The 23808-nt window shown below is 65.9% G+C and carries 19 protein-coding genes; 12 read left to right on the top strand and 7 right to left on the bottom strand.

What is annotated here, in order from left to right; translation table 11 throughout:
• Positions 1-25 precede the first annotated feature (25 nt).
• From C4S73_RS00435 to C4S73_RS00410, 6 genes are all read left to right on the top strand, one after another.
• Positions 26-685: an amino acid ABC transporter permease gene (locus C4S73_RS00435; protein ID WP_103870513.1), complete on the top strand. Its 660-nt coding sequence runs from the start codon at positions 26-28 to the stop codon at positions 683-685.
• Positions 685-1338, top strand: a complete 654-nt coding sequence (locus C4S73_RS00430; RefSeq protein ID WP_103870512.1) for an amino acid ABC transporter permease — start codon at positions 685-687, stop codon at positions 1336-1338. The genes C4S73_RS00435 and C4S73_RS00430 overlap by 1 nt, the downstream gene beginning before the upstream one ends.
• The gene (locus tag C4S73_RS00425) at positions 1319-2050 is read left to right on the top strand and encodes an amino acid ABC transporter ATP-binding protein (protein WP_103870511.1); all 732 of its coding nucleotides are present in this window, start codon (positions 1319-1321) and stop codon (positions 2048-2050) included. Before C4S73_RS00430 ends, C4S73_RS00425 begins: the two co-directional genes overlap by 20 nt.
• A gap of 121 nt (positions 2051-2171) precedes the next feature.
• The gene (locus C4S73_RS00420; protein WP_103870510.1) at positions 2172-3074 is read left to right on the top strand and encodes a LysR family transcriptional regulator; all 903 of its coding nucleotides are present in this window, start codon (positions 2172-2174) and stop codon (positions 3072-3074) included.
• A 98-nt stretch (positions 3075-3172) separates the two neighbouring features.
• Positions 3173-5221 (top strand): hydantoinase/oxoprolinase family protein, encoded by a 2049-nt coding sequence (locus C4S73_RS00415; RefSeq protein WP_103870509.1) that lies wholly within the window; start codon positions 3173-3175, stop codon positions 5219-5221.
• A 2-nt stretch (positions 5222-5223) separates the two neighbouring features.
• The gene (locus C4S73_RS00410; RefSeq protein WP_103870508.1) at positions 5224-7212 is read left to right on the top strand and encodes a hydantoinase B/oxoprolinase family protein; all 1989 of its coding nucleotides are present in this window, start codon (positions 5224-5226) and stop codon (positions 7210-7212) included.
• A gap of 250 nt (positions 7213-7462) precedes the next feature.
• Here the strand turns inward: C4S73_RS00410 and C4S73_RS00405 are convergent, their stop codons facing one another.
• From C4S73_RS00405 to C4S73_RS00385, 5 genes are read right to left on the bottom strand one after another with little or no spacing between them, the layout of a single operon-like run.
• On the bottom strand, positions 7463-8566 hold the full coding sequence (locus tag C4S73_RS00405) for an NAD(P)/FAD-dependent oxidoreductase (RefSeq protein WP_103870507.1): 1104 nt from the start codon (positions 8564-8566) through the stop codon (positions 7463-7465).
• 45 nt (positions 8567-8611) lie between these two features.
• Complete coding sequence (locus C4S73_RS00400) at positions 8612-9400, bottom strand: MOSC domain-containing protein (protein ID WP_103870506.1); 789 nt, start codon at positions 9398-9400, stop codon at positions 8612-8614.
• A 2-nt stretch (positions 9401-9402) separates the two neighbouring features.
• Positions 9403-10299: an ABC transporter permease gene (locus C4S73_RS00395; protein ID WP_103870505.1), complete on the bottom strand. Its 897-nt coding sequence runs from the start codon at positions 10297-10299 to the stop codon at positions 9403-9405.
• On the bottom strand, positions 10299-11249 hold the full coding sequence (locus C4S73_RS00390; protein ID WP_103870504.1) for an ABC transporter permease: 951 nt from the start codon (positions 11247-11249) through the stop codon (positions 10299-10301). Before C4S73_RS00390 ends, C4S73_RS00395 begins: the two co-directional genes overlap by 1 nt.
• Positions 11250-11264: 15 nt before the next feature.
• A complete protein-coding gene (locus C4S73_RS00385; RefSeq protein WP_103870503.1) occupies positions 11265-12956 on the bottom strand; it encodes a peptide ABC transporter substrate-binding protein in 1692 nt (563 codons plus the stop codon).
• 381 nt (positions 12957-13337) lie between these two features.
• On the opposite strand from C4S73_RS00385, the gene C4S73_RS00380 reads away from it, so the two are divergent.
• The 3 genes from C4S73_RS00380 to C4S73_RS00370 all read left to right on the top strand — a co-directional run bounded on the left by C4S73_RS00380 (position 13338) and on the right by C4S73_RS00370 (position 17538).
• Complete coding sequence (locus C4S73_RS00380) at positions 13338-14666, top strand: NAD(P)/FAD-dependent oxidoreductase (protein WP_103870502.1); 1329 nt, start codon at positions 13338-13340, stop codon at positions 14664-14666.
• A 120-nt stretch (positions 14667-14786) separates the two neighbouring features.
• On the top strand, positions 14787-16127 hold the full coding sequence (locus tag C4S73_RS00375; RefSeq protein WP_103870501.1) for an amidase: 1341 nt from the start codon (positions 14787-14789) through the stop codon (positions 16125-16127).
• Between the two features lie 88 nt (positions 16128-16215).
• Positions 16216-17538 carry an NAD(P)/FAD-dependent oxidoreductase gene (locus C4S73_RS00370; protein WP_103870500.1) on the top strand — a complete coding sequence of 441 codons (1323 nt, stop codon included), beginning with the start codon at positions 16216-16218 and terminating at the stop codon, positions 17536-17538.
• 212 nt (positions 17539-17750) lie between these two features.
• On the opposite strand, the gene argE is transcribed toward C4S73_RS00370, so the two are convergent.
• On the bottom strand, positions 17751-18896 hold the full coding sequence (gene argE, locus C4S73_RS00365) for an acetylornithine deacetylase (RefSeq protein WP_103870499.1): 1146 nt from the start codon (positions 18894-18896) through the stop codon (positions 17751-17753).
• 259 nt (positions 18897-19155) lie between these two features.
• On the opposite strand from argE, the gene C4S73_RS00360 reads away from it, so the two are divergent.
• Entirely contained in the window at positions 19156-19824 is a 669-nt protein-coding gene (locus C4S73_RS00360) for a haloacid dehalogenase type II (protein ID WP_103870498.1), read from the top strand.
• Between the two features lie 42 nt (positions 19825-19866).
• On the top strand, positions 19867-21339 hold the full coding sequence (locus C4S73_RS00355; RefSeq protein ID WP_103870497.1) for an aldehyde dehydrogenase family protein: 1473 nt from the start codon (positions 19867-19869) through the stop codon (positions 21337-21339).
• Positions 21340-21444: 105 nt separating this feature from the next.
• Here C4S73_RS00355 and C4S73_RS00350 read toward each other — a convergent pair whose 3' ends face one another.
• On the bottom strand, positions 21445-22722 hold the full coding sequence (locus C4S73_RS00350; protein WP_103871199.1) for an NAD(P)/FAD-dependent oxidoreductase: 1278 nt from the start codon (positions 22720-22722) through the stop codon (positions 21445-21447).
• A gap of 208 nt (positions 22723-22930) precedes the next feature.
• Between C4S73_RS00350 and C4S73_RS00345 the strand changes: the two genes are divergently transcribed.
• Positions 22931-23806 carry a GNAT family N-acetyltransferase gene (locus tag C4S73_RS00345; RefSeq protein WP_160115624.1) on the top strand — a complete coding sequence of 292 codons (876 nt, stop codon included), beginning with the start codon at positions 22931-22933 and terminating at the stop codon, positions 23804-23806.
• Positions 23807-23808: the final 2 nt, after the last annotated feature.

The raw sequence follows: 23808 nt of genomic DNA, 5'->3' as shown, positions 1-23808 counted from the left end.
CCAAGACGTCATTTCCAGATGGCCGATGATCCTGAACGGGGTCATGCTGACAATTCTGTTGTCCTTCGTCGCGATCGGCCTCGGTCTCGTCCTCGCGACGCTGATGACCGCGCTGCGAAGCCTCGCGGGCAGCTGGGCCGGCTACATCGTCGACGCCTATGTCGAGCTGATGCGCAACACGCCCTTCCTGGTGCAGCTTTTCATGATCTTCTTCGGTCTGCCGCAGATCGGCATCCGCATGAACGGCCTTGAAGCCTCCCTGTTGGCGATGACGCTCAACCTGGCGGCGTATGCGACCGAGATCATCCGTGCGGGCGTCGACTCGATCCACAAATCGCAGGTCGAGGCCGGCATGGCGCTGGCGATGACCAAGCGCCAGGTTCTCCAATATGTCATCCTGCAGCCGGCCTTCGCTCGCGTCTGGCCGGCGCTGTCGAGCCAGTTCGTGCTGATGATGCTGGCGTCCAGTATCTGCTCCTTCGTCTCGGTGCAGGAGCTTTCCGGCACGGCCGCGATCATCGAGCAGGACACCTTCCGCAGCTTCGAGACCTATATCATCGTCACCATCATCTACCTCGTGCTGGCGCTCTCGCTGAAACTCTTCCTGAACTGGCTCGGCCGGAAGCTCTTCCCGCAGGTCTCGGGCCTTGCCCGCCTCACCGAAGCGCATGGGGAGGCCGCCTGATGCAGACCTTCGGTTGGCCCGAGGCCTATTTCATCCTGCGTGCCGCGAGCTGGACACTGGCGCTCACGGCGATCGCATTCTTCATTGGCAGCATCATCGGCGGCATTTTCGCGATCATGCGCCTGTCGCGGGTCAAGGCGCTGCGCCGCTTCGCCGCCGGCTATATCCTGGTTATCCAATCGATCCCGGTGCTCATGGTTCTGTTCATGAGCTATTACGGGCTCTCGGCCATCGGCATCGAACTGCCGCCCTTCTTCGCCGCGTCGGCCTCGCTCTCGATCTACGTCTCCGCCTATCTCGCCGAGATCTGGCGCGGATCGATCGAATCCGTGCCGCGCCAGCAATGGGAGGCCTCGGCCTCGCTGGCGCTGACCACCACCCAGCAATACCGCTACATCATCCTGCCGCAGGCGATCCGAATCTCGCTGCCGCCGACCGTCGGCTTCCTGGTGCAGCTCGTGAAGAACACCTCGATCGTCCAGGTCGTCGGCTTCGTCGACCTGATGCGCGCCGGCATGCTGGTCAATAACGCGACCTATCAGGCCTTCCAGATTTTCACCCTGGTGGGAGCGATCTATTTCGCGATCTGCTTCCCCCTGTCCCGGCTCAGCCGCCATCTCGAAAAGGTGATGAATGCCAGCCGTTCTCATTGAAGACGTCCACAAGCGCTTTGGCCAGCTGGAGGTGCTGAAAGGCGTCTCCCTCACGGTGGAATCCGGCCAAGTCGTCGCCCTGATCGGGCGCAGCGGCTCGGGCAAGAGCACTCTTCTGCGCTGCATCAACGGGCTCGAAGCCTTCCATGCGGGGCGGATCGAGGTCGCCGGTCACAAGCTCGACCAGGACCCCAAACATCTGCGCGAGCTGCGCAAGGATGTCGGCATCGTCTTCCAGAGCTACAATCTGTTCCCGCATCTGACGGTGGGACAGAACATCATGCTCTCGCCGCGCATCACGCAGAATGTGCCGACCGCGCAGGCCGAGACGCTGGCGCGCGAAGTGCTGGCCCAGGTCGGCCTGTCCGAGAAGTTCGACAGCTATCCCGACAACCTTTCGGGCGGGCAGCAGCAGCGCGTCGCCATTGCGCGCTCGCTGGCCATGCGGCCCAAGGTGATGCTGTTCGACGAGGTCACCTCCGCGCTCGATCCCGAGCTGACGGGCGAGGTGCTGCTGGTCATGGAAAAGCTCGCCAAGGACGGCATGACCATGCTGCTCGTGACCCATGAGATGAACTTCGCCCGCAACGTCGCCAGCACCACCATCTTCATGCATCAGGGCAAGATCTGGGAAAGCGGCCCCTCCAAGGAACTCTTCGCCAATCCGCAGACGCCGGAACTGCGCAATTTCGTCAGCGCCGGCGCCCATTGAAGGCCGGGTCCGGACGAGATCGAACGATCGGCGCGGTCTGACGGCCGCGCCCCATATGCAGGAGCTTTATCCAATCCCATAAGCCGTGCATGCTATAAGCATCAATTATGGGACAGAGCTGATGCGTGCGCGGCAACTCGAAGTCTTCCGCATGGTGATGCGTTGCGGCACGATCACCAGCGCCGCGGAGGCGCTCAACGTCTCGCAGCCGGCGCTGAGCCAGATCCTGCTGCATACCGAGGATGAACTCGGCTTCAAGCTCTTCCTGCGGGTCAAGGGACGGCTGATCCCGACGCCCGAAGCCGAAGAGCTCTTTCCCGAGGTCGACCGGCTGTTCAGCGATCTCGAAGGGCTGCGGCAGCGCGCCGCCAGCTTGCGGCAGGGCAAATCCGGCGTGGTGCGTCTGGCGGCTTCCGCGCCGCCTTCGCTCTCGCTGGTGCCGGAAGCGCTGCGCCATTTCCGCGCGGCCCATGCCGATATCCGCATCCTGTCCTATGTCGTGCCCGCCGAGGTGATCATCTCCATGCTCGACCGCGGTCAGGCCGGGCTCGGCATCGCCATGACCGACCAGGCCTTTCCGTTGATCGACACCGAGATCATCGGGCATACCCGGATCATCTGCGTGCTGCCGGCCGAACATCTGCTGGCCGAGCGCGAGGCGATCCGGCCCGCCGACCTCACCGGTGAGACGCTGATTTCCTACCGCTCGGAATCCCTGCCCGGGCAGTTGCTGCGGGAGGCGCTGGGCCACGAAGGCGTCGCGTTCCAGCCGGAAATGGAGATCGACGTCTCGATCATCGCGCTTGCCTTCGTGCAGCAAGGGCTGGGCATCGCGATCGTCGACGGGCTGCTGCCCTGGCACAGCTTCCCCGGCCTGGTGACGCGCCCCTTCCTGCCGCGCGTTGCGTTGCCGCTCTGCCTGCTGACGAGTGCGCGGCGGCCGCTCTCGCGCAACCACGAACTGCTGCGCAGTCACATCCGCACGGCCTGCAAGAGGCTCGGGCTGGAGCAGCCGGAAGATTGATCGCATAAGCCTCTCTTATGGCATTGCGGGCTTTTGATCTTGGACGGCGCGGCTACCCCGCCCGACACTGCCGCCCTCTCCTGCTGGACGGTTGAACCATGAGCTGGCGTATTGGTGTCGATATCGGAGGCACCTTCATCGATTTTTGCGCGCTCGAAACCGGAACCAACCGGCTCGAGACGATCAAGGTGCTGACGACCCCCGACGAGCCCGGGAAGGAGCTTCTCGACGGGTTGACGCTCCTGCAGGAACGTCACGGCATCGCGCCGGCCGAGGTCACGTCCTTCGTCCACGGCACCACCGTCGGCATCAACACGATCATCCAGCGCAAGGGCAGCCGACTCGCCCTGATCACGACGGCGGGCTTCGAGGACGTCATCGAGCTGGCACGCCTGCGCATGCCGGAAATGTACTCGCTGTTCTGCGCCCGCCCCGAACAGCTGATCCCGCGCGACATGATCTTCGGCGTGCCCGAGCGCATGCTGTCGAGCGGCGCGGTCGCCAGGGAACTCGACGCCGAGGCGCTTGCAGAAGCGGTGGTGCGCATCCGCGCGAAGGGCGCGGACGGCATCATCCTGTCCTTCCTGCATTCCTATCGCAACCCCGCCCATGAAGCGCAGGCCAAGGCGCAGATCGAGGCTCTGGCACCCGATCTCTTCGTCTTCGCTTCCAGCGCGGTCTGGCCGGTGATCCGCGAATATGAGCGCACCACCACCGCGATCCTGAACGGCTATGTCCATCCACGCGTCGCGGGCTATCTGGCCTCGCTCGAAGCCGCGCTTGCCTCGCGCGGCGTGCCGGCTGCGCCGATGCTGACCAAGTCCAATGGCGGCATCATGAATGTCGAGGCCGGCAAGACGTCCTGCGTCAGCATGCTGCTCTCGGGCACCGCGTCCGGCGTCATCGGCGCGGCCTATCTCGCCGAGCAGGCCGATGTCGCCAATGTGCTGACGCTGGATATCGGCGGCACCAGCGCCGACCTCGCCTTGATCATCGATGGCAAGCCGCAATTCGGCACCGGCGAGGTTATCGGCGATTTCCCGCTCTTCGTGCCCAGTGTCTCCGTCACCTCGATCGGCAGCGGCGGCGGTTCGATCGCCTGGGTCGACGAGTTCGGGGTGCTGAAGGTCGGGCCGGAAAGCGCGGGCTCGACGCCGGGACCGGCCTGCTACGGGCGCGGCGGAGCCCGCGCCACCATCACCGATGCGATGGCAGCCTGCGGCTTCCTCGGCCATGCGCCGATCGCCTACAACCAGATCGGCATGCAGCGCGAGCGCGCCGAGGCCGTCATCGGCGAACTCGCCGCACGGCTCGACCATCCCTTGCAGGCCACGGCCGAAGCAATCATCGAGGTCGCGGTCTCCGAGATGTTCGTCGAGGTCAACAAGCTCGTCGCCCGCTTCGGCGTCGATCTGCGCGAATTCACGCTGATGCCCTTCGGCGGCGCCGGGCCGATGCTCGGCTGTTTTCTGGCGCGCGAACTCGGCATCCCCCGCATCATGGTGCCACCAAGGCCGGGCGTGGTCAGCGCGCTGGGCGGTCTGATCGCCGATGTTAAGGGCGACTTCATCCAGACGATCTTCGCGGCGTCTGAACCGGCCTCGATGCCCCTGCTGAACGCAGCACTGGCCCGCCTCAAGGCCGATGGCGAGGCCTGGATCAGGGGTGAGCAGGGCTTTGCGGGCAACGTCATCGAAAGCCTCTCGGCCGATATGCGCTATCACGGCCAGTCCTTCGAGATCGAGGTGCCGCTGTCCGAAGCCTGGATCACGCAACGCGATGTCGCCGCCTTGAACGACGCCTTCCACCGCCAGCACCTCGCCATCTACGATTTCAACGACGACGCGGCGGAGGTGCAGATCGTCAATCTCAGGCTCGTGGTCGCCGGAGCGACGGCCCGCCCGGTTCTGACATTGACGCCGCAGGCAACGTCACCACTCGAGCCGGAAAAGATGATCACCGTCTGGCTCGATGGCGCCAGCCGCGAGGTCGCGCTCTATCACCGCGAAATCCTGCAGCCCGGCCACCGCTTCGCCGGTCCAGCCGTTGTTGCGCAGGACGACACGACCATCTGCATCCCCGCGGGCTTCGACGGCCATGTCGATGCCAGCCTCAACCTTCACCTCACCTTGCAGACGGACGCCTGATCATGGTCGACAAGGTCACCCTGCAGGTTCTCGCGAACCATTGCCGCGCCGCCGCCGAGAACATGGCCTACACGCTCTACCGCACGGCCCATTCGACCTTCGTCAAGGAGACGGAGGATTTCACGGTGATGGTGATGGACCGCACCGGCCGCGTCGTCGCCGTGCCGATGGACCTTGGCGCGACCTGGTATCCCGGCATGAACTACAACCGGGCGATCGACCTCGTCGACGAATACCGGCCCGGCGACATCGCCTTCACCAACGATCCCTATAGCGGCTATCTCGCGACCCACGCGCCCGACACGCATCTCTGGAAGCCGATCTTCCACGAAGGCGAGATCGTCTGCTTCGTCGGCGGGCATGTCCACAATACCGATATGGGCGGCGCGGTGCCCGCCTCGCTGTCGCGCTCGCTGACCGAGATCCATCAGGAGGGCATCCGCTTCCCGCCGATGACCCTGATGCGCGATGGCGTCTTCGACGAGAAGATCCTGCGGATCATGATGATGAATGTCCGCAAGCCGCAATTGAACATGGGCGACCTCAAGGCGCTGGCTGGCGCGCTCAACACCGGCGAACGCAAGATCCAGGCTATGATCCGGAAATTCGGCGCCCAGGGTTTCGTTGATGGTCTCGACGGCCTGATGGATTATGCCGAGCATCAGGCGCGCGATATCCTGCGCTCGATCCCCGATGGCGACTACGTCTTCTCCGACTATGCCGACGAGGACGGCGTCGACGGCAATCCCTGTCGCCTCGCTATCAAACTGACGATAGCGGGCGACGAGGCGATCCTCGACTTCACCGGCTCCGACCCGCAGCTGACCTCCTCGCTGAACGTGCCAACCGGGAGCGACCCGCGCCACACGCTGCTGCTCGTGGGCGTCTATTACGTGCTCTACACGCTGAACCCGCAGCTGCTGCTGAACTCAGGCCTGACGCGGCCATTCACCTGCATCGCGCCCGAAGGCACCGTGCTGAACCCGGTCTTTCCGGCCGCCGTGGGGATGCGCAGCCTGACCTGCGCGCGACTGCGGAGTCTGATCTTCGGCGCCTTCAGCTTGGCCATCCCCGGCCGCATGCCGGCGGCTCCCGCCGGATCGAGCTCCATCGTCAATGTGATGACGACCGACGAGCGCACGCATCGCAGCGTCATCGCGGCGATCAATCCGGTCGTCGGCGGCGGCGGCGGCATGCCCCATCGCGACGGCCCCAACGGCTCGGGCGCTGACAGCGCATATCTGAAGAACACGCCAATCGAGATCACCGAGACCGAGGTACCCATCCAGTTCGTGCGCTACGGGCTCCTGCCGGATTCGGGCGGCGCCGGGCGCTGGCGCGGCGGGCTCGCCACCGTCATGGAGTTCAAGGTCTTCGCGCCCAACACCCGCATCACCGTGCGCAACCGGGACCGCTCGCGCTTCCGCCCCTGGGGAACGCTCGGCGGGCGCTCTTCGGAACCGTCGAACTTCATCATCAATCCCGGCGCGGCAAACGAGCGCGTTCTCGGCAATATCGACATCGCCATCGCCGAGCCCGGCGACGTCATCCACATCCACTCACCGGGCGGCGGAGGGCGCGGCTCGCCCCTCGAGCGCGAACCCGAACGGGTGCTGCTCGATGTCGCGCGCGGCTATGTCAGCGCAGAGGGCGCGGCATCCCTGTACGGTGTCGTGATCGAGGATGGCGCTGTCGATATGGCCGCGACGCTTGCGCGCCGGGCGGAGTTGGCCACGCTCGCGCATGGCACGCATTTCCATTTCGGACCGGAGCGCGACGCGTTCGAGCGCGTCTGGGATGCCGAAAACTATGCCGAACTGACGGGCATTCTCGCCGCCCTGCCCGTGCATTGGCGCTTCTTCACCAAGACCAAGATTTTTGCGGCGATGCGCCAGATGTCGGGAGGTCGGAAGCCTGATGTCGCCACGGCATTCGGAAATGTCCGTCGCGATTATCCGCAGGTGCCCGGTGTGGGGGCTGCGAGCGGCTGAGATCGCGGGCAGGCCTTGGATTCGGATGTCGTCACGAAGTCCTGCACGTCATCCTGGACAAGCGGCGTAGCCGCGCAGATCCGGGATCCATCGGAGGTCACTGCACGCTACGATGGATCCCGGCACTCCGCTTCGCTCCGGCCAGGATGACGACATAGTCCACGGCGGCATCTGGCCTGAACACGCTGGAACCATCCTTCGAGACGCGCCTGCGGCGCTCCTCAGGACGAGGGCTGTGTTTCCAATACGATCAATATCCAGCGGCCCAATGCGCCAGATCGGCGGCGCTTTCCTCGCCTGCGAACATGCCGATGATCCGCTCGCCGAGCAGCGGGCCGAACTTGAACATCTGGCCATCGCAATTGGTGACGACGAGGCCGCGCCCGGCCTGCTCGACCTTGAAGCGGCGCGAGGCGTCGAGCACGTAATAGCCGACCTGAATGCGGGTCGGCCGATACGCCTCGAAATCACGAAAATACGGCTTGAAGGCGCCGAGAATGGCGCTGCTCTCGCTGTCGAGGTCCGAGCCGAAGCCATCCACCTCCGGCCGCGCCAGCCGACGATGGGCGGAGTAGCCGATCTTGAGGCCCGCCCCACGGCGGTCGGGCAGCGTGTAACCGGTATGGTCGCCGATGCAGGCGATCGCTGGCGCATCGCGCCATGACTGCTCGTATTGGGCAGGTGGCTCGACATAACAAAGCCCCTGCCGGTAGACGCTGGCATCGCCGAAGCGGTCCGGCATCAGTCCCGGCAGCCAGGCACCGGCCGCGACTAGCAGAAGGTCACCCTCGACCTGCGAACCATCGGCGCGCGTCGCGATGCCGGCTTCGAGATCGACATGAGCGACCCGGCAATCATGCTCGATCACGCCGCCATGGTCGCGGACCCATTGCGCGAGTTCGGTGACGATGCGGCTGGCAAAGAGCGGGCCGCCCGGAAAGGAGACCAGCCCCCAGGCCCCTTCTGGCAAGGTCAGATGCGGGCAGAGCTTTTCGACGCCGTCGCGCGACAGCACCTCATGGGGCTGTCCGACCGCCTTGAAGCTGTCGAGCGTCTTCTGCGCGTAGTCGCCAGCTTCCAGCGAGATCGCAATCGCGCCGGTATTCTCGAAATGCGTCGTGCCGAGATCGGCCCAGACCCGGTCCCAGGCGCCGAAGGCCTGCGTGACCATGCGCGTATAGCCCTGCGCCGAACCGTAGGGGTAGCGGATCATGCGGTGCAGATCGAAGGAGGCGGCCTGCGGGTTCGGCGCCGTCCCCTGTTCGAGGATGGTGACCTGATGGCCGCGCTTGAGGGCGGCGCGCGCTACGGACAATCCGACGACGCCCGCGCCAATGATGACGATGCGGCTCATGCTTGGTTCCCTTGTCGAAGATACCCCGCTTCGGCGGGGCGTGGTTCAGGCGTCGCGACCGCCGATCGCGAGCGCATCGTCGGTCCGGATCTCGCCGGGCGAGATGACATCGCAATAGACCCCGAAATTGCGGCTGTGCTGCCTGACGATGGTGCGGAGCACCTCGACATCGAGCGGCAAGCCATCCTGCTCGATCGTGATGAAGCCGCAGCGCCCACAGGGCTCTCGTCCTCTAAGCACGAGATCGCCGATGCGGATTTCGCGGCCGATCCAGCCGTTCTCCGGAATGGGTTCTGGCCCGTCGGGGAGTTCCACGAGGATGTTGGGACGGAAACGACGCTCGTCGATGACGCTCTTGGGCAGCGCCCGCTGCAGCGTGCGCATCGCTGCCGTCGTGATCAGGTGGATGGGCGCATGTTCGTAGCGAGGCCGGAACCCCGCCTCGCCTGCCGGCTGGAACGGGCGCAGGCTCGCCGGGAAGCCGAAGAGGGCGGATAACTCGTCGAGTACGCGCGCGTCATCCGGCGCGGCCCAGTCGCGTCCGTCGACGGACACCTCGACGCCGGTCCCGCGGAACCGGGCATGGCCATGGGGCACTCTGATGAAGTTCTTCTCCCGGCCGGGAGACGCGATCCGCTCGCTGGAGGCATCGACGACGCCCCAGATCCGGTCTCCGATGACGCCGGAGTACTGCACGGGAGCGACATCAAGACGCTCGCCCGCCATCGAGCTCACCGGGTAGCGCCAGAGAGCAGCGACCTGGCCGCCCGGCTGGGGTTCCGCGCCGCCGAACTCCGCCAGCGCAAGAGATGGCTCGCGTTGCAGGCCCGGCATGGTCAGTGGCTGTCCATGCGGGGGTCGAGCGCATCGCGCAGGCCGTCGCCGACGAAATTGAAGCTGGTGACGGCGAGCGTGATCGCAGCCCCCGGCAGGATCGCGAGCCAGGGCGCGCTCGTCAGATAGCTCTGGGCATTTTCCAGCATGTTGCCCCAGCTCGGCGTCGGCGGCTGGATGCCATAGCCGAGGAAGGAGATGTAGCTCTCGGCGAGAATGGCATGCGCGACGTTCAGCGTCGCCGCGACGACGATCGGCGCGACTGCGTTGGGCAGCAATTCGCGGAACATGATGCGCGTGTTGCTGGAGCCCATGGAGACGGCGGCGACGGCGAAATCGCGGGTGCGCAGCGAACGGATCTGCGCCTCGACGACGCGGGCGACCTCCATCCAGGAGGTCATCGCGATCAACAGCACGATCGAGGGTACGGAGGGCTCGATCAGAGCGGAGATGGCGAGAAGCAGGAAGATCGACGGGAAGCACAGCATCGCGTCGACGAAACGCATCAGCGCCGAGCCGATGACACCCTCGTAGAAGCCGGCGATCAGCCCGATGCAGACGCCGATCGCCATGCTGATCAGCATCGCCGAGAAGCCGACGGCCAGCGAAATCCGCCCGGCCATCAGCAGGCGAGCGAGGATGTCGCGGCCGAGCGGGTCGGTGCCGAGGACATGCGGGCCCGAAAAGGGCGGCGCGAAACGCTGGCGGATGTCGATGAAGGTATCGCTATAAGGCAGCAGCATCGGCCCGAAGATACAGGCGAGCGTCATCACGATGATCGCTGCGGCGCCGAAGACCGCAAGCTTGTGACGCCTGAAGCGACGCAGCCCGGGACTGTTCCAGAACGTGGGCGGAGGAGCCAGCGGCAGATCCGGCGTGGCGATTGTTTGCGAACTCATCAGCCCCTCGCGATGCGGGGATCAGCGACCCCATAGAGCAGATCGGCGATCAGGCTGCCGAGCAGGACGAGCACGGCAGTGAACATCAGGATGCCCATCACGACCGGATAGTCGCGATAGCTGATCGAATCGAGGAAGAGCCGACCCATGCCGGGCCAGGTGAAGACGGTCTCGGTGACGAGCGCTCCCGAGAGCAGCGTCGGCACATGCAGGCCGGTGATGGTGATCATCGGCAGCAGCGCATTGCGAAAGGAGTGACGCAGCAGGATCGTCCGTTCGGGCAGGCCCTTGGCCCTGGCCGTGCGGACATAGTCCTGGTTGATCACCTCCAGCATCGAGGAGCGCATGTAGCGGCTCCAGACGGCGGTCGAGACCAGCGCCAGCACGATGCAGGGGCCGATCAGATGATGCAGCTGGTTCAAGAACGAACCGTCGCCGATCGTGTAGCGATTGCCCGCTGGCAGCCAGCCAAGCCCGACCGAGAAGACATAGATGACCACGAGGCCGAACCAGAAGGTCGGGATCGACAGGGCGATCATCGCGCCGATCGTGGCGAGGCCATCGAAGAGCGAATAGCGCTTGATCGCACCGAGAATGCCGACCCAGGCGCCGATCAGCATGGCGAGCAGCGTCGAGGTCAGCATCAGCTCCAGGGTGGCCCCGATATGGGAGCCGATAATGTGCAGCACCGGCTGCTGGTCGCGAAAGGACACGCCCCAGTCGCCGCGCACCATGCGCCAAAGCCATTCCAGATACTGGATCGGCAAGGGCCGGTTCAGGCCGAGCTGTTCCGCGATGCGGTCCAGATCGGCCTGGGTCATTTCGCCTCCGGCGGCGAATTGCGAGAGCGGCCCGCCGGGAGCCAGATGCAGGATGGCAAAGCCGATCACCGAGACGATGAGCAGCAGGCCGAGCGACTGCAGCAGTCTGCGAAGGAGGAACGCGCCCACGGTTCAGTTCCCTGCTCAGCGAGCCCAGTACCAGGAGCCCATATTCCAGGTGTTCTGGCGGGCATTGATGTTGGGCTCGTAGCCGACAAGGCCTTCCTTATAGCCTTCTACGGGCACGTATTGGTAGATCGGCAGGATCGGCAGCTCGTCGCGGGCGATCTCCTGCAGCTTCCAGTAGATCGCCTTGCGCTTGGCCTGGTCGAAGGTCTCCTGCCCGGCCTTCAGCAACTGGTCGACCTCGGCGTTCTGCCACTGCATCTGGTTGGCGCCGTTGCCGTTCTTGGCGGGAATCGCGTCCGAGGCGAAACGCGAGGCCGGATCGGGATCGATCACGGTGCGGAAGGCCGTGCCGACCAGCAGCGACTGGAATTTCGAGCGGGTATAGAAATCGCCCCAGATCACGGCTGCCGGCATGTTGGCGATCTTCATGGAGACGCCGACCTGCTGCCAATCCTGCATCATCAGCTGCTGGCACTGTTCGCGCAGCGAGGAGCCGGTGGTGGTCGAGACCGCGAATTCGAGCGGCACGCCGTTCTTCATGCGGGTGCCGCTGCCGCTGCGCTTCCAGCCGGCATCGTCGAGGATCTTGTTGGCCTTGGCGAGGTCGTATTCCTGCTTCGGCAGGTTGGGGTTGTAGGCCCAGGATTCCTGCGGCGCGAAGGACTCGGTCGGCTTGTGCAGGCCGTAGAAGATCACGTCGATGATCGCCTGCTTGTTGATCGAGGCGTAGAGCGCCTGCCGCACGGCCTTTTCGGCCAGCACGGGATGCTCCAGGTTCGGCATCAGGATTTCGAGCGAGGCGTTGGGGATCTTCACGACCTTGCGGCCCGGCAGCTTGACCGCCTCGGCATAGAAATTCGCGGGGATGCCGGTGCCGATGATCAGATCGACCTGCCCGGTGCGGAACTGCGCGTAAAGCGCGACCTGGTCGGGCACATATTTCAGGACCGCCCGCTCCAGATAGGGCCCCTTGCCGTGATACTTCTCGTTGGCGACGAGCATGATGTTGTCGCCCGGCGTCCGCTGGCCCCATTTGAACGGCCCGGTACCGACCGGGGCGCCATTGAATGGTGCGGTATTGGGGTCCGACGCCTTCTCCAGCAGATGCTTGGGGACGATGTAGGTGTTGGAGAGCAGCGCGAGGTAAGGCGAGTAGGCCTTCTCCATGCGCCAGGAGATTTCGTGGGGGCCCTTTACCACGATGTCCTTGACCAGCGCGTGCCCGACGCGGGTGCGGCTCTTGAAGCCCGGCGCGTTGATCAGTTCGAGGGTGTATTTGACGTCCTCGGCGGTGAAGGGCGTGCCGTCATGCCAGGTCACACCTTCGCGCAGCTTGACCTTCCACGCGAGGCCGCCTTCGGAGATGCCGCCATTGGCCTCTGTCGGCACTTCGGCGGCAAGGTCGGCGATGAGGTTGCCCTGCGGATCGGCCACCCACATCGTGTTGAAGACCTGCATCCAGACGGTCTCATCGACCTCGATGCCGGGCATCAGCGGATTGAAAGCGGTCGGCTCCTGCGACAGGCCGACCACGACCTGGCCGGTCGGCTTGGCCGGAGGCGGCGGCGCAGCCTTCGTCGTTTGAGCGCGCGCGCCGAAACCGTAGGAGGCAGCAAGCGCACCTGCGCCAAGCGCCAGAATATCGCGCCGATGCAGTGCCGGCATCGGCAGGCTTGCAGAGATAGTCCCGACAGGACGCTTGGACATCGATATTCCCCTTTTGTGGTTAGGTTATGAGGCAAGCAGGAATTCGGCCAGGAGCAGGCTCCGTTGCGATCCGCAGCGCCGGCCTCCCGTCTTTTCGACAGTGAGCCCGTCCTTGAACACCGAGGAGCGCTCCCCAATCAGAGCGGGCGCTCCTTCGCGACGAGGACCACCGTCCGAGCCCTCGCTCATCTAGCCCTACCGCAACGTCGTTCGGGTGCCGATCGCTGCGGGGGCAGGGATATAATCTGCCGATTCGACGACGGTCTTTGGCACAGGCTTCTGTCTCGATCAGGTTGTATCGGGAGAGGTATTTCGCCGAATACACTTCGTCCGACGCGACGCGGCCGCGCAACGCTTCATCACCTCGAGGATTTTCAACCGATGTCTCCTCCCGTCACGCGCATTCACAGCGACGAGAAGCTGCCTGAAACCGCCGACGTCGTCGTTATCGGCGGCGGCATCGCGGGCGTCACCGCAGCTTATGCGCTGGCGAAGAAAGGGCATTCGGTCGCGCTAATCGAGAAGGGCCATGTCGCCGGCGAGCAATCGAGCCGCAACTGGGGCTGGTGCCGCCAGCAGAACCGCGATCTGCGCGAGTTGCCGCTAGCGCAGCGCGCGGTCTCGATGTGGAGCGGGCTGAACAAGGAGCTTGGCGCGGAAACCGGCTTCCGTCCGACGGGCCTGCTCTTCGTCACCGAAAAGCAGTCCGACCTCGACCTGTGGTCGAGCTGGGTCGAGCGGGCGCGCGATTACCAGGTCCATAGCCGCATGCTCACTGCGGCCGAGGCGAAGGCGATGACAACGGGCAGCACGGGCAACTGGATCGGCGGGGTGCATTCGCCGTCGGACGGGCGCGCCGAGCCGGCGCTCGCCGCGCCGGCCATCGCGGAGGGGGCCCGCAGGCTTGGCGTCACGATCCATCAGAACTGCGCCGCGCGCGGGCTAGAAACCACGGCCGGCAAGGTTTCGGCGGTCGTCACGGAGAAAGGCACGATCCGCACCGGCGCCGTGCTCGCGGCCGGCGGCGCCTGGACCTCGATGTTCTGCCGCCATCACGGCATCAAGCTGCCGCAGGCCGGCGTCCGCTCGACCTCTTTCTTCACCGAGGCCGCGCCCCAAGTCATCGAAGGCGGGTTGTCGATGCCCGACATCACCTTCCGCCGCCGGCTCGACGGGGGCTACACGGTCGGCATCAGCGGGCGCGGCCTGCTCGAGCTGACGCCGCAGGGCATGCTCTACACCCAGCAGTTCTGGCCGACCTTCCGGAAGCGGCGCTGGGGCCTGAAGATCCGGGCCGGACGCTCCTTCTTCGCGGGACCGGAGGCGTTCTCGCGCTGGACCAATGACAGCGTCTCGCCATTCGAGCGCATCCGCACCTTCGACCCGCCGGCGCAGGAAGAACTCGTCACCTTCGGCCTGAAGCGGCTGGGCGAACTCTATCCCGAGCTCGCCAATCTGAAGGTCGCGCATAAATATGGTGGCCTGGTCGATTTCACGCCGGACTGGATTCCCGTGATCTCGGCGGTCGATGCGTTGCCCGGCTTCCACATCTCGACGGGGTTCAGCGGCCATGGCTTCGGCATCGGCCCGGCTGCGGGCCAGCTCGCGGCCGATCTAATCGCCAACGACACCCCGATCGTCGATCCCCATCCCTATCGCTACAGCCGCATGATCGACGGCACCGATCTCGGCGAACCCGGCATGATGTGAGCGCCAGGGGCTGGAAACGTTCGATGGAATGAGCGAAACCGGATATCCATCGACGTCCTGCCGGCGCACGGACAAGCGCCACTCCAGCCACATCCCCGCCGACCCAAGAGGATCCTGACCATGCGCACCCTGCAGCAATGTGCCGAGGATCTGGCGAGTGGCGGGATCAGCTCGCGGGCGCTCGTCGAGGACTGTCTGGAGCGCATCGCCGACCCCAAAGGAGAAGGCGCCCGCGCCTTCATCTCCGTCTCCGCAGATTCGGCGCGGGCCGCCGCCGATGCGCATGATGCCTTGAGGCGCGCCGGCCGCGAGGCCGGGCCTTTCGCCGGCATCCCTTTCGCCGTGAAGGACCTGTTCGATGTTGCCGGCGAACGCAGCATGGCGGGCTCGCGCGCGCTTGCCGAGGCGAAGCCGGCGCGACAGCACGCACCGGTCATCGCGCGCATGATCGCGGCGGGCTTCATCCCGATCGGCCGCACCAACATGACCGAGTTCGCCTATTCCGGCATCGGCGCGAACCCGCATTACGGCACACCGCTGTCGCCCTGGGACAAGCAGGCGCGCCGCATCCCCGGTGGAAGCTCGTCAGGCTCGGCAGTCGCCGTGGCCGATGGAATGGCGACGGTTGCGCTCGGCAGCGACACCGGCGGTTCGTGCCGGATTCCGGCGGCGCTGTGCGGCATCACCGGCTACAAGCCGACTGCGCGACGGGTGCCGCTGGCAGGTGTCGTGCCCTTGTCGCAGAGCCTGGATTCGATCGGCCCGCTCGGCGCGAGCGTTGCCTGCTGCGCCATCGTCGATGGCGTGCTGGCGGGCGAAACACCGGTCTCTCCGGCTGTGCGGCCGTTGTCGGGCCTGCGGCTGGCGATTCCGACACAGATCGTTCGTGACGGCATGGATCAGGCTGTCTCGGCCGCTTTCGACAGGGCCGTCGCGCGGCTGAGCGCACAGGGCGCGCTGATCACCGAAGTCGACTTCGCACCCCTCTCCGAGATCGGAAAGGCGACGAGCAAGGGGGGCTTTGCCGCGCCCGAAGCCTACGCTTGGCATCGTGCGCTGCTGGCGGCCAAGGGCGATCTTTACGATCCGCGCGTGTGCAGCCGTATAGCGACCGGCGCGCAGATAATCGCAGCCGACTATCTCGATCTCGTCGCGGCGCGGCGCACCATCATCGCAGCGATGGATGCCCTCACCCTCGGCTACGACGCGGTGCTGATGCCGACCTGCCCGATCATCGCACCGCGGATCGACGAGTTGACAGAGGATGCAGAATACTTCCGGCTGAACGGCCTGCTGCTGCGCAATCCGAGCCTCGGCAACTTCCTCGACCGCTGCGCTATCAGCCTCCCCTGCCATAAGCCCGGGGACGCCCCGGTCGGTCTCACGCTGATGGGCGAGACCGGCACGGACCGCGCGCTTTTCGCGATCGCCGCCGCCGTCGAGGCCGCGCTTCGGCCGTAAATCCGGCCCGAGCGCAAAGATGATCCAATGCCGGCAGCGGCGCAGGCGGTAATGTCGCGCCGCCATATGCTTCCGGAGCCCTGAATCCATGTCCCCCACGATCGAGCGCATCGCGAGCGATGAGCGCCTGCCGGCCGAAGTCGATGTCGTCGTGATCGGCGCCGGCATCGTCGGCAGCGCGGCGGCCTATTTCCTGGCGAAGCGCGGCCAGCGTGTCGCGCTGCTCGAGAAGGGCGTGGTCGGTGGTGAACAGTCGAGCCGCAACTGGGGCTGGTGCCGGCAGCAGAATCGCGACGCTCGAGAACTGCCGCTCGCCATGCGCGGCATGGAATTATGGGCGAGGCTCGGGCAGGAGATCGGCCGCGATCTCGGCTTCCGGCCCTGCGGCCTGGTCTATGCCAGCAACGATGTCGAGCAGATCGCGACATGGGAGAAATGGCGCACGACCGCGCGCGATTTCGGCATTGAGACCCATATGCTGACGGGCGCGCAGGCGGCCGAAAAGACGGCTGGAAGCGGCCGCAACTGGCTCGGCGGCGTGCATTCGGTCAGCGACGGCAAGGCCGAGCCGGCATTGGCGGCGCCGGTGCTGGCGCATGGCGCACGGCTGAACGGCGCGACGATCCACCAGAATTGTGCCGCGCGCGGCCTCGATGTGAGCAATGGCGCCGTCACGGGCGTCATTACCGAAAAGGGCACGATCAGGACCCGCTCGGTCATTCTGTCCGGCGGCGCCTGGGCCTCGGCCTTCTGCCGCCGCCACGGCATCTCCTTTCCTCAGGCGAGCATTCGCCAGACCAGCCTTCGCACGGAGGTCGCACCGGCGCTGATCGAGGCTCTCTACACGCCGGAATGTGCCATGACGCGCCGGCTTGACGGCAGCTACACGATCGCGATCAGCGGCAAGGGCACGCTGGAATTGACACCGCAGGGGCTGCGTTACGCCCGCGACTTCCTGCCGATGTTCATCCGGCGGATCAAGGCGGTCGAATTCGGCTTCGGCTCGTCGTTCTTCAGGGGGCCCGAGGCCCTGGGAAGTTGGCGCTTCGACGAGGTGACACCGTTCGAGCGTATCCGCGTGCTCGACCCCAAGCCCAACCGCAAGACGGTGGAGCAGACCATGGCGCGTGCGCGCGCGCTTTACCCCGCGCTGAAGAGTGTCGGGATCCGCGAGAGCTGGGCCGGCTATATCGATTCGACGCCCGACGCTGTGCCCGTGATCTCGCCGGTCGCCGGGCTCAAGGGCTTCGTGCTCGCGGCCGGCTTCAGCGGCCATGGCTTTGGGCTCGGCCCGGCGGCGGGACATCTGGCAGCCGACCTTGCGGTGAACGACACACCAATCGTCGATCCCCGGCCTTTCCGGCATTCGCGCCTGCTCGATGGTTCGCAGGGCGAGATCGGCGAATTCTAGCGTCTACTGATTTTGCGTGGAAACACGCCGTCATCCTGGGCGGCCGCAGGTCGACCCGGGATCCATCGGAGGGCTCGGCTTCCTGCGATGGATCCCGGATCTGCGCGGCTTCGCCGCTCGTCCAGGATGACGGGGCGTTTCCAGATCAGATCATCGCGCTCCAAAACCTGCGCTGTAGCCCGCTCGGCGATCCGCCGCGCACCGGCGTCGGCTCAGCCTTCCAGCCGATCCGCCAGCCGCGCGATCATCGCCATCGCGCCCGCGAGTTCGCCGTCGGTGATGTATTCCTCCGGCTTGTGGGCGCGATTGACGTCGCCGGGCCCGCAGACGATGGCGGGGATGCCGGCCGCCTGGAACAGGCCAGCCTCGGTGCCGAAGCTGACCGCCTGCTGGCGCGGCATCATCGACACCGCCTCGGTCAACGCGACCAACGGATCACCCTCCGGCAGTTCGAGAGGAGGATAGTCGCTCATCGTTTCGAAGCCGAAGGCGACATTGTGCCCGGTGCGCTCGGCAGCCAGCCGGATGCGCTCGGCCTCGCCCGGCAGGAAGGCAAGCAGCTCGGCTGGCTGCTGGCCGGCAATGGCGCGGGCCTCGACCTCGAAGACGCAACGGGCCGGCACGATGTTGATGCTCGCTCCGCCCTGGATCGTGCCGACCTGAAGCGTCGAATAGGGCGGCGCGAATGCGGGAGCGAATGGACCTTCATCCGCATGCTTGAGCGCCTCCGCATGCACTGCCGAGATCAGCTGGGACGCGTAGTGAATGGCGTTGTCGCCAAGATCGGGCCGCGAGGAATGGCCGGCCTTGCCGTTGACCGTGACGCGCTGGGCGATCTTGCCCTTGTGTCTGAGCACGGGATGCAGCCCGCTCGGCTCGCCGACGATACAGCCCTGCGGCTGTGCGCAGAGCTCGGGCAGCCGCGCGATCATATGGCGCACGCCGATGCAGCCGACCTCCTCGTCATAGGACAAGGCAATGTGGATCGGCCGCTCCAGCTTGCGCGCGACCAGCATCGGCACGCTCGCCAGCACACAGGCGACGAAGCCCTTCATGTCGACCGCGCCGCGGCCGATCAGGCGGTCGCCGTCGCGGCGCAGGCTGAAAGGATCTCCCAGCCAGCCTTCGGGCGGCGCCGGCACGACATCCAGATGGGCGGACAGAACGACGCCGCCGGGCAGCTGAGGGCCGATCGTGGCGAAGAGATTCGAACGGTCGCCTTCAGGGCCGGGCAGGATCGTGCTCTCGACGCCATGGCCGGAGAGAAAGGCGCGCACGTGATCGACGATGGCGCCATTGGGTGTGCGGCACACGGAGGGGAACGCGACCAGATCGGCCAGCACGGTTTCCACGGTCATAAGGCGTCTGCCATCGGCTTGATGCGCCAGCCTGGTCCGGCAGGCGCTGTGAGGATGCCGGCACTCTATCAGAGCAGGCTGGCCGCGCCGGGCATCCTTTCGCACCTCGCGGCAATCCATGCCGAACGTCGCCACCGGATCGGCAGAATATTGGCCGTGCCTCATGCAATTCCAAGTCTGCATCGGCCGGCGCGCTCTAATCTGAGGTGCAGCATGGCGGATCTGGCCGTCATGCCTTCAGCTGAAGACGGGCACCCCCATGAGCACCCTGCGGCCTAAATTCGTGACCTTTGACTGCTATGGCACGCTGATCGATTTCGAGATGGGCCCAGCGGCACGACGCGTCTACAGCGCGCGCCTGTCGTCCGAGGTGATGGATGGCTTCTGCGAGTCCTTCAGGGGCTTCCGCCTCGACGAGGTTCTCGGCGCCTGGAAGCCCTTCATTGAGGTCGTCCACAATTCGGTCGAGCGCACGTGCAACCTCTGGAAGGTCGCCTTCGACCCGGCCGACGCCCAGAAGATCTATGACGAGATCCCGAGCTGGAACCCGCATCCGGACGTGCCGGCAGGCCTCGCCAAGGTCGCCAAGGAGATTCCCCTCGTCATCCTCTCAAATTCGATGACCGACCTGATCCCCCATTCGGTGGTCAAGCTCGGCGCGCCCTTCCATGCCGCCTATACGGCGGAGGAAGCGCAGGCCTACAAGCCGCGCCTGCAGGCCTTCGAATACATGTTCGACATGCTGGGCTGCGGTCCGGAGGACGTCGTGCACTGCTCCTCCAGCCTGCGCTACGACCTGATGAGCGCCTATGACCTCAAGATCGGCCGGCGCGTCTTCGTCAATCGCGGCCACGAGCCTGGCATCCCCGCCTATGGCTACACCGACATCAAGGGCATTGGCGAGTTGCCCGGCCTGCTCGGCCTTTGAGACCCGCGCCGCAACCGCCCTGCCACGACCGGACTTTCAGACATGCGTGATTTCGACCCCGCTGCCGTGGCATTCGCCCGAGGCCATTTCATCGGTGGCGAGGTCGTCGACCACGCCAGCGAACGTATCGAAGTCAGCCGGCCGTCCGATGGTCAGCCTTATGCCGACCTGCCGATCGCCTCGGCCGAGATCGTCGACCGGGCGGTGGTCGGCGCGGCTGAAGCGGTCAAACGCAGCGGTTGGGCAACGCAGCCCCCGCGCGCACGCGCCAAGGCGATCCGCCGCTGGGCGGACCTGATCGAAGAGCGCGGCGAGGAACTCGGCCGCCTCGAGGCGCTGGGATCGACGCGGCCGATCGCGCAGGCCGTGACCGGCGACGTCGCGGGCACGGCGGAAGGCATCCGCTTCTTCGCCGAATATGCCGACAAGCTCGGCGGAGAGGTTGCGGCCACCCGCAGCGACCATTTCGGCATGATCGTCTCGGAACCATACGGCGTCGTCGGGGCGATCACACCGTGGAATTTTCCGCTCAGCATGGCTTCATGGAAGATCGGCCCGGCGCTCGCCGCCGGCAACGCGATCGTGCTGAAGCCGTCCGAGCTGACGCCTTTTTCGACGGTTCGGCTGGCTGAGCTCGCGATCGAGGCCGGCATACCCGCGGGTATCATCAACATCGTGCAGGGAAGCGGCGCCATCACCGGCGACGCGCTGAGTCGCCATCCCGGCATCGGCAAGCTCTCCTTCACCGGCTCGACCCGCACCGGCATTGCGATCATGACCGCCGCCGCGCAGTCCGGCATCCGCCCGGTGACGCTGGAACTGGGCGGAAAAAGCCCGCAGCTCGTCTTCGCCGATGCCGATCTCGACAAGGCGGCCGATTGCATTGCCGGCTCGTTGCTGGCCAATGCCGGGCAGGCCTGCGTCGCCGGTTCGCGGCTGATCGTGCAGCGTCCGGTTCATGACGCGCTGGTCGAGGCCCTGACCAGGCGACTGGTGCGGACCGCACCCGGCCCGACCTGGCAATCCTCGACAAGCTTCGCGCCGATCATCTCAGAGCTGCAGGCACGGCGCATCGACGGCATTGTCGCGCGCAGCACGCAGCAGGGCGCGGAAATCCTGCTCGGCGGCGGCAGGATCGAGGGATTGGGCGGTGCGTTCTACCAGCCGACGCTGATCGGCGGCGTCACCAGCGACAACGCCGCAGTGCGCGAGGAAATCTTTGGCCCCGTCCTGACGATCCAGAGCTTCGAGACCGAGGAGGAAGGTTTCGCGCTGGCGGACCATCCCGAATACGGGCTCGCGGCCGGCGTCTATACCGCAGATCTCGGCCGCGCCTTGCGGGCGGTCCGGCGGATCAAGGCCGGCACCGTCTGGATCAACCGCTATAGCCGCACGCTCGATTTCATCCTGCCGACCGGCGGCTACAAGAGCTCCGGCATCGGCAAGGACCTTGGCCGGCAGGCAGTCGAAGCCAATCTGCGGCACAAGACGGTCCTGATCGACATCGGGGCGTAAGACGCACCCTTCCAACGTCATTGCGGGCGTAGCGAAACAGTCCCGGCGGCGCAGCGTGGCCCTCTGGATTGCTTCGCTACGCTCGCAATGACGGCGATGCCGCCTTCAGTGCCGCCAGTCCTGATAGCGGTAGTAGGCGCCGACGAAGGGCAGGAACCAGGGCGGGCCGAAATGGCCGGGCACCGCCGGCCAATCGAGGCCGGCAAGCGGATTGGCTGCTGTGTCCCCGCCCATGACGCGGGCCATGATCTGCCCCATATGCACCGACATCTGCGTGCCGTGGCCGCTATATCCCAGCGAATAGAAGATGCCGTCGCGCTCCCCGGCGCGCGGCAGGCGGTCGGAGGTCATGTCGACCAGACCACCCCAGCAATAGTCGATGCGCGTGCCGGCCAGTTGCGGGAAGAGTTCCAGCATGCGTGCCTGGAGAATGGCGCCGCTCTTGGCGTCCGAGGTCGGGCTCGACAGGGCGAAGCGGGCGCGCCCGCCGAAGATCAGCCGGTTATCGGGCGTCAGCCGGAAATAGTTGCCGATATTCTTCGTCGTCGTCGCCGTGCGCCGCGTCGGCATGATCGAGCCTGCCAGATTCTCAGATAGCGGCTCGGTGGCGATGATGAAGCTGCCGACCGGGACGATCCGACGCCTGAGCCAGGCGAAGGGACCTTGCCGGGACGCCCCGGTCGCCAGCAGAACCTGCTTGGCCTCGAGTTCTCCACGCGGGGTCACGACGCGATGGGCATAGCCGCTCAGCCGATGCAGACCCGTCACCGCCGCGTTTTCATGAATGGCCGCGCCGGCACGGGCCGCGGCCTCGGCGAGTCCGACGCCGAAGCGGCCCATGTGCATATGCGCGCCGCGCGGAAAGACGAGCCCGCCATAAAAGCCGTCAGAGCCGATCTCGCTCCTCGTGTCACGTGGCTGGACCACGACGAGATCGGGCTCGACCTCGCGCCTCAGCAATTCCGCGCTCTTTTCGAGCTTGGCGAAATGCCCAGGCTTGGCCGCGAGCTTGATCTTGCCGGTGCGGCGGAAATCGCAGTCGATCGCCTCGCGGGCAATGAGCACCTCGACCTGATCCACGGCCACGTCGAAGGCGCGATAGAGCGCGCTTGCGCGTTCCAAGCCCAGCGTTTGCGCCAGTCCGCCGAGATCATGCGCCAGCCCGTTATTGCAATGGCCGCCATTGCGGCCCGAGGCCTCGCCGACGACCCTGCCCGCTTCCAGGACAGCGACGCTAGCCCCCGATTTCGCGAGCGCTAAGGCGGCCGACAGCCCGGTGAAACCACCCCCGACGATGGCGACATCGACCTTGCCCGAGACGGGGCCGGACGCAGCCGCACCGAATTTCGGCGCAGTTGCCAGCCAATAGGGTTCGAGCTTCATGGCGATCAACTCCGCACCGCGCCGTGACCGGCAGCGTATTTCAATGGGCGTGCCGGACCGCCCCGGAACCAGTGTCGGTCCGGGACTGTTTCAGCCCCAAGACACCACCATGCGCTAATCTAAGCTGCTGTATTGTATGAAACTTACTATTCTCGAAACCGGCGCCGCGACCTATACTCGGACTTTATGGGGAGCAAGGCGAACAGTGGTGGTTAACAGAACGGCCCAGCGCCGCCTCGATTACGCCATCGACATCCGCCCCATGACGGAGGCCGACCTTGCCCAGGCGCATCAGCTCTCGATCGGCGTCGGCTGGCCGCATCGTCCGGAGGACTGGCGGCTGATACTGGCGGTCGGCCACGGCTTCGTCGCCTGCGATGCGATCGGCCGCGCGCTGGGGTCAGCGATGTGGTGGCCCTTCGGCGAGGATTTCGCGACGATCGGCATGGTCATCACCTCGCCGAGGCTGCAGGCGCAGGGCGCCGGACGCCGGCTGATGGACACCATCTTCGAGCAATCGGGCGCGCGCGACCTGCGGCTTAACTCGACGCGTGCTGGGTACCGGCTCTACCGCTCGCTCGGTTTCGAGCCTGTCGGGCGCATCTTCCAGCATCAGGGCCGGGCCTTGGTGGCCGAGGCGGATGCGAGCACTACGGGTACGGTCAGGGCGGTCGTCGACAGCGATCTCGACGCTCTGGCGCGGCTCGATCGGCTGGCCTATGGCGCCGACCGCACGCGCGTTATCGCAGCGCTGCTGCCGCAATCGGTCGGGACGCTCGTCGAGCGCAACGGCGAGCCCGTCGGATTCGCGCTCTGCCGTCGCTTCGGCCGCGGCCATGTCGTCGGGCCGATCGTGGCGGAGGATGACGCGGCGGCGATCGCTCTCCTGCAGCCCCATGTGGCCGCGCATGAAGGCGAGTTCCTGCGGGTCGACACGGCTCAGGAACAGGGGCTTTTCGGCGGCTTCCTCGAAGCCTGCGGCATGACGATCTTCGACAGCGTCACCACGATGATCCGGGGGCGCAGCCATGGTGCGCAAGGCGCAGCGCGCACGTTCGGGCTGGTCACCCAGGCATTGGGCTAGGA

Source organism: Allobosea lathyri, from assembly GCF_900108245.1.
GTDB classification, from domain to species: domain Bacteria; phylum Pseudomonadota; class Alphaproteobacteria; order Rhizobiales; family Beijerinckiaceae; genus Allobosea; species Allobosea lathyri.
The sequence above is the reverse complement of the archived record's forward strand: the minus strand, read 5'-3'. Positions and strand labels throughout refer to the sequence as shown.